General features: G+C 37.1%; 11 protein-coding genes. 6 read left to right on the plus strand and 5 right to left on the minus strand.

Annotated features, from left to right (window positions below):
• Window positions 1-38: 38 nt before the first annotated feature.
• Window positions 39-1022, plus strand: coding sequence for a PDDEXK nuclease domain-containing protein (locus tag DF947_RS20080; RefSeq protein WP_109932341.1), 984 nt, complete (start codon window positions 39-41; stop codon window positions 1020-1022).
• Window positions 1023-1025: 3 nt separating this feature from the next.
• On the plus strand, window positions 1026-2123 hold the full coding sequence (locus DF947_RS20085) for a mandelate racemase/muconate lactonizing enzyme family protein (RefSeq protein WP_109932343.1): 1098 nt from the start codon (window positions 1026-1028) through the stop codon (window positions 2121-2123).
• 172 nt (window positions 2124-2295) lie between these two features.
• On the opposite strand, the gene DF947_RS20090 is transcribed toward DF947_RS20085, so the two are convergent.
• The 3 genes from DF947_RS20090 to DF947_RS20100 form a co-directional block, all read right to left on the minus strand.
• Window positions 2296-3162, minus strand: coding sequence for a glycoside hydrolase family 25 protein (locus tag DF947_RS20090; protein ID WP_109932345.1), 867 nt, complete (start codon window positions 3160-3162; stop codon window positions 2296-2298).
• 87 nt (window positions 3163-3249) lie between these two features.
• Entirely contained in the window at window positions 3250-4098 is an 849-nt protein-coding gene (locus DF947_RS20095) for an NAD(P)-dependent oxidoreductase (protein ID WP_109932347.1), read from the minus strand.
• Window positions 4099-4313: 215 nt separating this feature from the next.
• Window positions 4314-5057, minus strand: coding sequence for an SDR family oxidoreductase (locus DF947_RS20100; RefSeq protein WP_109932349.1), 744 nt, complete (start codon window positions 5055-5057; stop codon window positions 4314-4316).
• A 103-nt stretch (window positions 5058-5160) separates the two neighbouring features.
• On the opposite strand from DF947_RS20100, the gene DF947_RS20105 reads away from it, so the two are divergent.
• From DF947_RS20105 to DF947_RS20115, 3 genes are all read left to right on the plus strand, one after another.
• Window positions 5161-5511: a winged helix-turn-helix transcriptional regulator gene (locus DF947_RS20105; protein ID WP_109932351.1), complete on the plus strand. Its 351-nt coding sequence runs from the start codon at window positions 5161-5163 to the stop codon at window positions 5509-5511.
• Between the two features lie 109 nt (window positions 5512-5620).
• Entirely contained in the window at window positions 5621-6700 is a 1080-nt protein-coding gene (locus DF947_RS20110; RefSeq protein ID WP_109932353.1) for a DUF2235 domain-containing protein, read from the plus strand.
• A gap of 167 nt (window positions 6701-6867) precedes the next feature.
• Window positions 6868-8100 carry an MFS transporter gene (locus tag DF947_RS20115; RefSeq protein ID WP_109932355.1) on the plus strand — a complete coding sequence of 411 codons (1233 nt, stop codon included), beginning with the start codon at window positions 6868-6870 and terminating at the stop codon, window positions 8098-8100.
• A 47-nt stretch (window positions 8101-8147) separates the two neighbouring features.
• Here DF947_RS20115 and DF947_RS20120 read toward each other — a convergent pair whose 3' ends face one another.
• Together DF947_RS20120 and DF947_RS20125 are read right to left on the minus strand one after the other, a co-directional pair.
• The gene (locus DF947_RS20120) at window positions 8148-9128 is read right to left on the minus strand and encodes a glycoside hydrolase family 43 protein (RefSeq protein WP_109932357.1); all 981 of its coding nucleotides are present in this window, start codon (window positions 9126-9128) and stop codon (window positions 8148-8150) included.
• 648 nt (window positions 9129-9776) lie between these two features.
• Window positions 9777-11147 (minus strand): dipeptidase, encoded by a 1371-nt coding sequence (locus DF947_RS20125; protein WP_109932359.1) that lies wholly within the window; start codon window positions 11145-11147, stop codon window positions 9777-9779.
• 303 nt (window positions 11148-11450) lie between these two features.
• On the opposite strand from DF947_RS20125, the gene DF947_RS20130 reads away from it, so the two are divergent.
• The gene (locus DF947_RS20130) at window positions 11451-12425 is read left to right on the plus strand and encodes an SGNH/GDSL hydrolase family protein (protein WP_109932361.1); all 975 of its coding nucleotides are present in this window, start codon (window positions 11451-11453) and stop codon (window positions 12423-12425) included.
• The last annotated feature ends 51 nt before the right edge of the window (window positions 12426-12476 follow it).

Consider the following 12476-nt stretch of genomic DNA (forward strand, 5'->3'; position numbering starts at 1 on the left):
TTTTGTTTTTATACTTTAGTTGGAAATCTTAACAATTGATGGAAATAGCCAAAAAGGATTTATTTAGTGCAGTAAAAGAGATTATTGTTCAATCACGTTTGAGGATATTTCGAGTAGCAAACTCCGCTTTACTTGAATCTTATTGGCAAATTGGAAAGCTGATTGTTGAGGATGAGCAACAAGGAAAATTAAGAGCTGATTATGGAAAAGAAACATTAAAAAATCTTTCGAAACAATTAACTTTTGAGTTTGGGAAAGGATTTGATGAACGAAATCTAAATAACATGCGAGCCTTTTATTCTGCATTTCCAATTTGGTACGCATTGCGTACCGAATTGAGCTGGACACATTACCGCCTATTATCAAGACTTGATTCAAAAGAACAAAGGACTTTCTATATTAATGAAAGTATTACTTCAAATTGGAATAGTAGAGAATTACAGCGACAAATTAATTCGTTATCATTTGAAAGAGCTTTAACACAACCTAAAGAAAACGAGCTAAAGCCTAATATTCAAGATTATATTAAAGATCCATATATATTTGAATTCCTTGGTCTAAATCCAGATGTTAAAAACACAGAAAGAGATTTAGAATCTGCAATTATCAATCATTTACAACAATTCTTACTTGAATTTGGAAAGGGGTTTGCATTTGTGGCTCGTCAACAACACATTGTAACAGATACATCAGACTTTTTTATAGATCTAGTTTTTTACAATTATATATTAAAATGCTTTGTTATAATCGACCTTAAAACAACAAGTTTAAGCCATCAAGATATAGGACAGATTGATATGTACGTTAGAATGTATGATGATTTAAAGAGAAATGATGGAGATAACCCAACAATTGGCTTATTGTTATGCACAGAGAAAGACGAAACCATCGTAAAATATTCAGTTCTTAATGATAAAAATCAATTATTTGCAAGCAAATATTTATTGTACTTACCAAAAGAAGAAGAATTAAAAGCAATTATAGAACAAGACAGGCAACGTTTTGAATTAGATAATTTATAAACCATGAAAATCACCCATACAGAAATATTCCGCTTTAGTATTCCAATGGAACCCTTTGTAATTGCTACAGGAACCATGCATTTTGCTCAAAATGTATTAATTAGGGTTCATACCGATGCCGGCATTCATGGTATTGGTGAATGTTCTGCGTTTCCGATGATTGTGGGCGAAACTCAGGATACCTGTATTGCAATGGCGAAAGACTTTGCCTCAATCTGGATTGGTAAAGATCCACTCGAGATTCCGGAAAGGATGAATGATTTATTGGGGTATGCTGATCACAACAGCACCATTAAAAGTGCTTTTGATATGGCACTATTTGATATTTCAGCTAAGCACGCCAAACTACCTTTATACCAATTTTTGGGTGGCCAGAAACGAACCATAGAAACCGATATGACGATAGGAATTGATACTCCTGAAGGCATGGCTCAAACTGCCCTAAAGTACAAAAGTCAGGGTTGTAGAATTATAAAAATAAAGCTTGGCAAAAAAGTTAATGATGATATTGAACGTGTTAAACATATTCGAGAAGCTGTTGGAGCGGAAATGACCCTTCGTTTGGATGCAAACCAAGGTTGGAATTTTGATGATGCCTTATTTGCGCTCGGAGAATTGGAAAAATATAACATCGAATTCTGCGAACAGCCCATGCGAACTTGGTATGACGATAAATTGCCTGAGCTAAACCTAAATTCTCCAATAAAGTTAATGGCTGATGAAAGCTGTTATAACCATCATGACGCCAGAAAGCTGATTAATAGTCAATCAACAACTTATTTAAACATAAAATTTTCCAAATCTGGAGGAATCCTCGAAGCACAAAAAATCCACGAAGAAGCGCTTCAAAAAGGTGTGAAGTGTATGATTGGCAGTATGCTTGAAAGCAGAATAGCCTTAAGCGCAAATCTTCATTTTGCACTTGCCAGTCCGAATGTAGAATTTTTCGATTTAGATACTGCCTTACTTGGCCATTTGGTTGATCCGGTAATTGACGGCTTAACCTACAGTGGCTACTTTTTAGATATTCCCGAATCCTATGGAATTGGTGCAGAACCAGATGAAGAATTTTTAAAAACCTGCGAAAGCTGGGTGATATAGTTCATTGGTCATTGGTCATTGGTTCATTAGGAAAATTTGTCCGGATGCAATAGCTAAGTTCATCCGCGATTCGCTCATTAGAAAAATAGTCAAGATTTATTTATGCGATTAAATAATGACCATTGAACAAATGACCGATGAACAAATGACCAATCAATGAGTGAACCAATGACTAATGAACTAACATACTTGCCAGCGCCGTGCTATCGCCATTGAATGCATTAAAATCTACAACATGGCCAATTCCGTTAATTTTAGCCTTATCAGAATGTTGCCAAAATTTCCATCGACTTTTATCTAATCGCAGTTTTGGTTGATAGTAGTGTGCAATCCAAAGCGGATAGTCATCTAGTTTCCCCTCCAGGTTATCTTCATAAAACTTTAAACCCGTATAGATAATTGGTCTCACTTTCGTTTTCATTTCCACATAGGTTAAGAAATCAGAAAGTTCTAACCTCATTCTCAAGGGCGAAACACCATCAAGTGTTTCAATATCTACTACCGGAGGCAGATCTCCTTTTTCTATATTAACAACTTGAAGAAAAAATTTTGCCTGGGTTTTTCCATCCCGTTTGGGCCTAAAAAAATGATATGCGCCACAGACAATCCCTGCTTTCGGAGCCTCTCTCCAGTTTCGCTGAAAATAAGGATCTACCTGCAAAATACCTTCTGTGGCTTTTATGAACGCAAAACGGATGCCCACATCATCCTCTTTCATTTCTTTTACTTTCTGCCAATTGATCTTGCCCTGATAATAAGATACATCAATACCGTGTATGGTATATTTCTTTGGAATTTTAATATTGAAGCTTTCGTAGGTTCTATAATTTGGATCCTGCCCCCAATCTTTTACCCATCGCCAGGTACCTACAAAGCCTTTTAAAATATATCCATAGTAAAAAGGAGAAAGCAATATTAGCAACAAACCAGCAATTGCAATTTTCCACTGTACCGGAAAGGGCTTAGATTTCTTTTTGCGGGTAACTGGTTTTCGTGTTGTGGTTTTTCGAACAACAGGCTTTCTTTTCTCTGGTGGCATAGCTTATTTGATCCTACTAAGTTGGGGAAAAATGTAGGGAAATAAAATAATTTGCCTCAACTGAATACTTTCTTCTAGTTGGGAAGCTTAAAGATTATCTTTTGCAATCACACTCCAATCATCCGAACCATGCCCTTTTTCAATCCAATTGTCCATCTCTGCTACAACTGCAGGTAAAACGGTAAGTTTTACATCACCCTTATTTGCTGCATTCATCATCAAACCCGCATCTTTTCGTGCCATGTCAAGCTCCCATGAGGGCTTACTGAAATCTCCTGCTCTTAGCTTATCCAATCTGGCAGGTGCTCCAGCTCCAGGGTTCCAAGAAGCAAAAAGTGTAGAAATATCTGCTGAATCAATCGATAATGCCTTAGCCAGTGCAAGTGCATCAGAAAGTCCGGCAGTCATGGATATTAAAAATAAATTTCCAATCAATTTTATCCCAGCGGCTTTTCCTTCTTCTGTACCAAAATTGAGCAACTTTCCGGTCATCTTCGACAGTTCTGGTTCAACCCTTGCAATTACTTCTTGATCACCGGATACCAACATACTTCCAGTACTTTCCAGCGCATTGGGTGGCCCCATAAATACAGGTGCGTGTAAATAAATAAAGCCTTTTGATTTCCAGTTTGCGGTTCTTTCAACTGCACCTTCTACTGAAGTTGTAGTATGATCTATAATAATTGTTCCGGCTGCCAGACCGCTAAGAGCGGCTGCTAATACCTCATTAACGGTGGCATCGTCTTTTAACGTAATATGAACCGTATTAGCGCCCTTAACTGCATCAGCCACATCAGCAAAAGCTCGTGCCCCATCAACTACAAGTGCTTCTGCTTTTGATGCCGTCCTATTCCAAACCTGTACCTGTTCTCCCTTGCGGAGCATTGCCTTAACAAAATTCGAACCTAAAAGGCCCATTCCTAAAAATGCTTTCATAGTTGCTATATTTATAGGGTAAAGATAGTGAATCCTTCAAGAAACCTTTAGTTAGAAAAATTCTGTATTCCACTTTATAGCGAAAAATGGTTACTGAAAAATGCATATAGAAGATTTCATGTTAAAAACCTAACGCCCTGCATTTTGAGGAGATTGTGCGCATTAAAAAGAAAAAGCGGCAAATGCCGCTTTTTCTCTGCGAATTTAAAAGGTTGTTATTTCAATGCATAGTTAAGATATCCGCCATCTGCAACAATCTCTGTTCCGGTAATAAAACTTGCTGCGTCAGAAGCTAGGAACAATACAGTTTTTGCTATTTCATCAGGATCGCCCAGTCTTTGCAAAGCAGTTGCGCCAGCTAAAAATGCTTTGGCTTCTTCTGGCACTGCATTCTCTAAACCAGGGGTTAAAACAGGGCCAGGGCTAACAATGTTGACACGAATTTTTCGGCCTGCCAGTTCATTTGCAGCAATTTGCGCAATCTTATTCAATGCACCCTTAGTTGCAGAATATATGCTGGCTCCAGAATTTGCAGCTGTAGCCACTGTTGAAGATGTAAAAATTACGGCTGCTCCATCTGTCAAGTGGGGAAGCAATTTTTGTAAAGTGAAAAAATGCCCTTTAACGTTCGTATTAAATTGCGCATCAAAATTTGCTTCTGTTACCTGTTCTATAGGCTCAAAGGTTGCAATTCCTGCATTTAAAAAAAGTACATCAACCTTTTTTCCACTCTCTTCTATTGCTTTTTCTAGAATTGAAATTTCTGCAAGCTTTGAAGTGTCTGATACGACAGTGTTTAATTTGGAGCTATTTATTTCTGCAAATGCCTTTTGGAGATTGTTGGCATTTCTTCCAGTTATCCAAACATTGGCACCCGCACTTACAAAAGCTTTTGCTGTTGCCAATCCAATTCCTGTAGTTCCCCCTGTAATAACGACGTTTTTATCTGTAAAATTCATGATTATTTTTTAATTGATTAAGCTGTAAAGTTATGATGATTCAATTTATTTAAGTTACTTTGTAACGAAAAGTAACAGTAACTTTTGGGTAACAAAGTAACTTATGGATGAAAATCACTGCCATTTGGGGCATAAAAAAGAAATTATGGCTGTCCATGATGCAATGGATGTTTTAAACGGGAAATGGAAAATATCCATCATTTCTTCTATTTGCTATTATAACAAAAGAAGATTTTCTGACATTCTAAATGATGTTGATGGCATATCGAATAAAATGCTGAGTAAAGAATTAAAGGAACTGGAAATCAATAAGCTGATTAAGCGCACTGTATTAGATACACAGCCCATATCTGTCCAGTATCAACTAACGGAATATGGCATGACCTTACAAAAAATTATCGATAACCTTACCGCCTGGGGTTTAGAGCACCGTAAAGTTATTACTGGCAAATAAACGATTACACTAAAGGGAATTTTCTCTCTCAATTAATCGCCAATACATTAAATTCCAACACTTTAAATAAAAATAATTACATAAATTAGTGCTTCTAATCAACGCCCTAATGAAAAGAATTGTTATTTGTTGCGATGGAACATGGAATGCGCCAGGAGATACCGAAAGTGGTGTGCCGATTAAAACCAATGTTCAAAAAATATTCGAAAGTGTCTGTAATATCGATGAGAATGGCATTTTGCAAATTAAACATTATATTGAAGGAGTTGGTACATCGGGCAGTAAGCTCCGCAACATTTTAGATGGAGCAACTGGAAGAGGTATCGATGATAATATTTTAAATGCATATAAATTTTTGGTTTGGAATTACGTAAAGGGCGATGAAATTTATCTGTTTGGATTTAGCAGAGGCGCTTATACAGCCCGTAGCCTTGCTGGTTTGGTTAGAAGCTGTGGCATCATAAGAAACGATGATTTAAATTTAATAAATGAGGCTTATAGCCACTATAGAAATCGCGATGATAAAGACTGGAAACCAAATGGCGAGAAATCGATTGACTTTAGAAATAAATACAGTACAGAAGCATCTGTAAAATTTATTGGCGTTTGGGATACCGTGGGCTCATTGGGAATTCCCCTCAGTTTATTCAGCTTGCTGAACAGCAAAAAATATCATTTTCATGATACCACGTTAAGCAGTTACGTAGATTACGCTTATCACGCCCTAGCGATTGATGAAAAAAGGAAAAGTTTTAAACCGACCCTGTGGTTACAGAGCAAAAATGCAATAAATAGAAAAGTACCTCAGGTTTTAGAACAGCGTTGGTTCACAGGTGTACATTCAAATATTGGTGGCGGCTATCCAGATAGCGGACTGAGTGATGTATCCCTAAATTGGATTGTTCAAAAAGCGCTGGGTGTTGGATTAGGTTTGGATAAAGCCTACACAGAAACTCATGTAAACCCAGATTTAAATGGTAAACTTTACAACTCCTCCGTTTTTCCATTCAACTTGGTTAAAGCCAGTAAAAGAATTATTTCAAAGTTTGGTGCATATAACGCAACCCTAGAACCTGCCGTTGTAAAGAGATGGAATTTAGATGAAAGCTATAAGCCATCCAATCTGGAGCATATCATGAATAATCCGGCAGAACTAAAGGCTTTTGGCATTACCGGCGATGGCGTTTAAAGCATTGTTTACCTCAATCTCCGAAGGCTATGGCTAAACCTAAATCCGATTCCATTTTTTAATGTTTTTATCTGAATTAGATTTTTGGATGCAAAATCTGGCCAGCGCTCAAAATGCCACTTCTGTATAATCGATTAATTTCTATTTTTGCATCTCGAAACCAAAAGATGTTCAAACTTATAATCAATACGTATAAATCTTCTTTCAGTGGCTTAAGCAAAGAGACCTGGTTATTGAGTATTGTAATGATGTTTAATCGCTGTGGCAGCATGGCCGTGCCTTTTATGGGGCTTTACGTAACACAGAATTTGCACCGATCGGAAACCGATGCAGGTTTAATTATTACTCTTTTCGGAGTTGGATCAATTTTAGGCTCATTAACCGGTGGAAAGCTAACCGATATTATTGGGTTTAGACCTGTGCAAATATTGTCATCAATAATAGGTGGACTCTTATTTATACTGTTTTCAACAATAGAACATTTTTATAGTCTTTGTATTCTAGCCGTAATCATCAGTTTTTTTTCAGAAGCTTTTAGGCCTGCCAATTTTACAGCGGTTGCACACTATGCAAAAGAAGGAACCATAACCCGATCCTATTCCTTAAATCGCCTTGCAGTAAATATTGGTTGGTCTGTAGGAATTAGTTTAGCTGGAATTATTGCATCAATTAATTATAAACTGTTATTTATTGTAGAGGGTGGTGTGAGCATTTTGGTAGGCCTTTCAATCCTGTTTCTCTTGCCTCAGGTTAAGGGATTTATAGAAAAAGCAAAAGAAAATAGAAATGCCATAACCATACAAAAGCCCTGGGAAGATGGCTTTTATGTTAAGTTTATTGTTTTAACCACTATTTTTATAACGTCGGCATTTTTAATGTTTAGGGTTGTACCAGTATTTTTTAAAGAAGAATGGCACATTAACGAATCTTCAATTGGATTAATTATAGGCATAAACGGTGCAATAATCGCTCTTTTTGAAATGATTATGATTAATAAAATTGAAAAGAAAAAGCCACCAATATTTTTCATTGTAATTGGTGCTGCGTTATTCGCTACCTCCTACCTTGTTTTAACCATTCCTCTATCACTCCATATTACCTTGGCGGTACTAACAGTAATAATTTTTACAATAGGCGAAATGTTTGTATTGCCATTTATTAATACTGTGGTTATAAGTAGAAGTAACGAACACAATAGAGGTTTGTATGCAGCGGGCTATACATTAAGTTGGTCTATCGCACAAGTATGCGGCCCAATAACTGGATTTTATATTGCCAATCACTTTGGATACCAATGGCTGTACATTGGCATTGCCGGGATTTTATTTTTATGTGCTTACGGATTTAGCGCACTCAACAAGGCAAATATTAAGCCTATATTAAAAAATGACCAGTTATAAAAAAAGGTAGACATTTGCCTACCTTTTCTACCTTAGTGTGAAACTGATTATTTCACTTTTTGAGCTTTAACGCCCTCATTCGTAATTTTTACCGGAAGAATATTTCCTTGGGCGTCAAATTTCATTTCGTCTATACACGTAACTCTGTGGTTTCCATCAGTTTCGGTTAAAGGGCGACGGTGATATACTATATAATAAGCCCCTTTTTTCTCGTTGATAATTACGGAATGATGCCCTGCTCCCGTTGCAATTGAAGCATCCTGCTTTAAGATTTTCCCAACCCTTTTAAATGGCCCGAAAGGAGAATCGCTAACGGCATAGGCCACAGAATAATCTGGTCCTGTCCAGCCGCCCTCACTCCACATAAAATAATATTTACCATTTCTGATAAACATATATGGCCCCTCTACATAGTTATCTGGAGTTATTTCCTTAAAAGTAGTTCCATCAGGGAAAGGCACAAAGCCCGAAAAATCGTTATTTAACTTCGCAATATTACAATGTCTCCAACCGCCATATATTAAATAATATTGGCCATCCTTGTCTTTAAAAACAAACTGATCAATTGGTTGAGCACCATTATAAAATTTATCAACCAAGGGCTTTCCCAAGTGATCTTTATATGGCCCTTCGGGTTTATCTGCCACGGCAACACCGATACCACCAATTTCATTATTGCTTTGAATATCGTTGGCACCAAAAAACAAATAATATTTTTTATCTTTTTGAACAATTGCAGGTGCCCACATGGCTTTGTTAGCCCATTTAATTGCCGAAGTATCGACAATATGTTCATATTTTTTCCAGGTAACAAGATCATCAGAAGAAAAGGCATCCAAAAATACCTGTTCTTTATACTTTGCTGAATAAGTTGGGTACACCCAGTATTTATTGTTAAAAATCGCAGCATCAGGATCGGCATACCAACCTTTAAAAATGGGGTTTCCAGATTGCTTAATCGTTTTACCATCTTGGGCAAAAGAAGCAAGACTCACTAAAAGTAAAAGAGATGAGAATAGGTTTTTCATGGGCACAATTTAAAAAAAATTATGGGGTTTGGAAAATTGAAGCTTTTATTATTCCCCACCAAGTTGGCACCTTCCCCTTTGAAGTGGAAGGATAGCAAAGCTCAGAAAAACCTATGCGCCTAATATTCCCCTCTTCCAGAGGGGTGCCCGCAGGGCGGGGTGTTTCTTTTGTTGAAACTTCGCAGGAACAGGCTGTTCAAAAAGGAAATATACCGAAGTTAATAAACCTGACAGTAGCGAACACGTAGCGTTAACCCTTTTGGTTAACAGCGAAGTAAAGCGAATGGCGGGGCTACAGCACCAATGAAAAACCAAACGTTCATTTTCAAAAAAAATCCCTCGTGGTTGGAGAGGGATTTCTTGGCACTTAGCGAGTTTTTTAAAGTCGTAGCGAGACGCTACGAAAAGATACTTAATTATATAACGAAGTATTATTTAATAAACCTCACGGTAGCGAACACGTAGCGTTAACCCTTTTGGTTAACAGCGAAGTAAAGCGAATGGCGGGGCTACAGCACCAATGAAAAACCATATGTTCATTTTCAAAAAAAATCCCTCGTGGTTAAGGAGGGATTTCTTGGCTCTTAGCGAGTTTTTTAAAGTCGTAGCGAGACGCTACGACCAGATACTTAATTATATAACGAAGTATTATTTACTCAACTCAGCAAAGTATTTATGGAATAAAGGCAAGGTTTCTATCCCTTTATAGTAGTTATAAATATCGTATTTCTCATTTGGCGAGTGCAATGCATCGCTGTCTAAGCCAAAACCGAAGAGTACAGATTTTATGCCCAAAACATCTTCAAACAATGCAACGATAGGGATACTACCTCCACCACGTGTTGGAATGGCCTTTTTACCAAAACTATCTTCAATTGCTTTTTCAGCAGCCTGATAAGCAACACTATCGGTTGGCGTAACAACAGGTTCGCCACCATGGTGTGGGGTAACTTTAACCTTAACATTTTTTGGTGCAATGCTTTCAAAATGTTTGGTAAAAATTTCGGCAATTTCTTCTGAGCTTTGGTTCGGAACCAAACGCATCGAAATTTTTGCATTTGCTTTACTCGGCAATACCGTTTTGGCGCCTTCGCCAATATAACCGCTCCAGATTCCGTTAACCTCTAAAGTAGGACGAGTTCCTGTGCGCTCTAAAGTTGAATATCCTTTTTCGCCCCAAACCTCTTCAATATCTAAATCTTTTGTGTATTCAGCTTCATCATAAGGAGCTGAATTTAAAGCTTTTTTCTCTTCGTCGGTTAACTCGATAACCTTATCATAAAAAGCGGGTATGGTAATGTGGTTATTTTCATCGTGCAAGGAAGCAATCATTTTGCAAAGAATAGTTGCCGGGTTTGCGACTGCCCCGCCATAAACGCCGGAGTGTAAATCGCGGTTGGGCCCTACAACCTCTACCTCCATATAAGCTAAGCCACGCAAACCGGTTTCGATAGATGGATGTTCCATACTGATCATTGATGTATCAGAAATTAAAACCACATCGGCCTTTAAACGATCTGCATTGTCTTTTACAAAAATGCCAAGGTTAGCAGAACCTACTTCTTCTTCACCTTCGATCATAAACTTAACATTGCAAGCCAAAGTATTGGTTTCCATCATTAATTCGAATGCTTTAACATGCATGTAAAATTGTCCTTTATCATCGCAAGCACCACGAGCATAAATTTTACCATCGCGAACGGTTGGCTCGAATGGTGGTGTTTTCCAAAGTTCTAATGGATCTGCAGGCTGAACATCATAATGGCCATAAATTAACACCGTTGGCAAAGAGGCATCAATAATTTTTTCTCCATAAACAATTGGATAACCAGCGGTTGGGCATATTTCTACATGATCTGCACCAGCATCTTTTAATTTCTGTGCAACATAATCTGCCGTTTTTAAAACATCGGCCTTATATTTTGGATCGGCACTTACCGATGGAAAACGTAATAACTCAAACAACTCATCTAAAAAACGTTGTTTGTGCGTTTCTACATAATTTTTAATCTCTTGCATAACAAAATGAATTTGGGCAAATATAGGCTTTACCAAATAAATGCCATAAGATTAGTGTAAACAGCGTTATAAAAATTTCTATGAAATTTATTCCCTTAAGTTTTATGGCGATCTATAATAACCGTTAATAACACGGCAAAGAGGCGTTAATTTTTAAGCCATAATTTATTTAAGTTAAAATTGCTTTTAAATTGCTTTAAAGTATTAAAAAAAGAAAAAACTAACTAGGAAGTTCGATCTAATTTTTTGTAAATTGCAACTTTTATAAGATATCCTTAAATCCTGTCTGAAAGAACTTTAGTGATGAAATTAAGTGCAATAGTATACCCTTTTCTGCTGTTGCTTTTCTGTTTTGGTTTTGTCGGTTTTGCTTCAGCGCAAAATCCAACCCGAGTAAGTTGCCCAGAGGCGGCACAATTTTACGCTAAAGACAGTATCAACATTGTAACTTTTGGTGCTAGTACCGTTGAGGGTGTTGGAGGCGTAGGCTTTCAAAGTATGCTGCTAAGCAACTTTCAAAATTGTTACCCAAATAAAGTTGTAGACATTACAAATCATGGTATTGGCGGGCAAACCACCATCCAAGGGTTGTTGCGCATCGAAAATGCAATTCGAGACCGTACAGGTTTTATTGTAATTGATATGGGAATTAATGATGCCGTTGCAATTAGAGATAAAAAGCAAACTGTAGCGAATACCGAAGCCAATATGCGTGTTATTATTGAAGCGAGCCTTAGGCAAAAGCTTGTTCCAATTCTTTGTACCCTGCAAAATGTTGATGATAGAACAACAGCAAATTTGGTACCCGTTAACACGAATATCAGAGCTATAAATGTTATTTACAGAAAACTTGCCACAGAATATAAAATTTATCTTGCTGATGTAAATGCGGCTATGCGCCGTGATTTTTCGCTTTATCAAGATGCTTTTCATCCGAATGCACGCGGTTACAGATTAGTGAGTTATGTAATTTTTGATGCAATTAATAAAGCAATTTTTGATAAGTTTTTAAAGTTCGTTGTTACTCAAAACTATCCAAATCCAGCATCTACACAAACTTATATTGATATTGTATTGCCCGAAACCGATAAAATTAACATTCAAATTTTCGATTTGATGGGGCGTTTGGTTAAAACTGTGGTTAACGAATATTTAAATACCGGCAAGCATACACTAGAAATTAATACAACAACCTTTGTTCCCGGAATTTATTTCTTCAAGGTATCATCTGACTCAGGCCAGTACTCGGCAGCCAAAAAATTCATTGTATCGAGGTAACAAAAGATTTAAATATTAGTCACAGAGTGGATTAATTTGTTTTAATATTTT

It is taken from the genome of Pedobacter paludis (genome assembly GCF_003173575.1).
Classification (GTDB): Bacteria; Bacteroidota; Bacteroidia; order Sphingobacteriales; family Sphingobacteriaceae; genus Pedobacter; species Pedobacter paludis.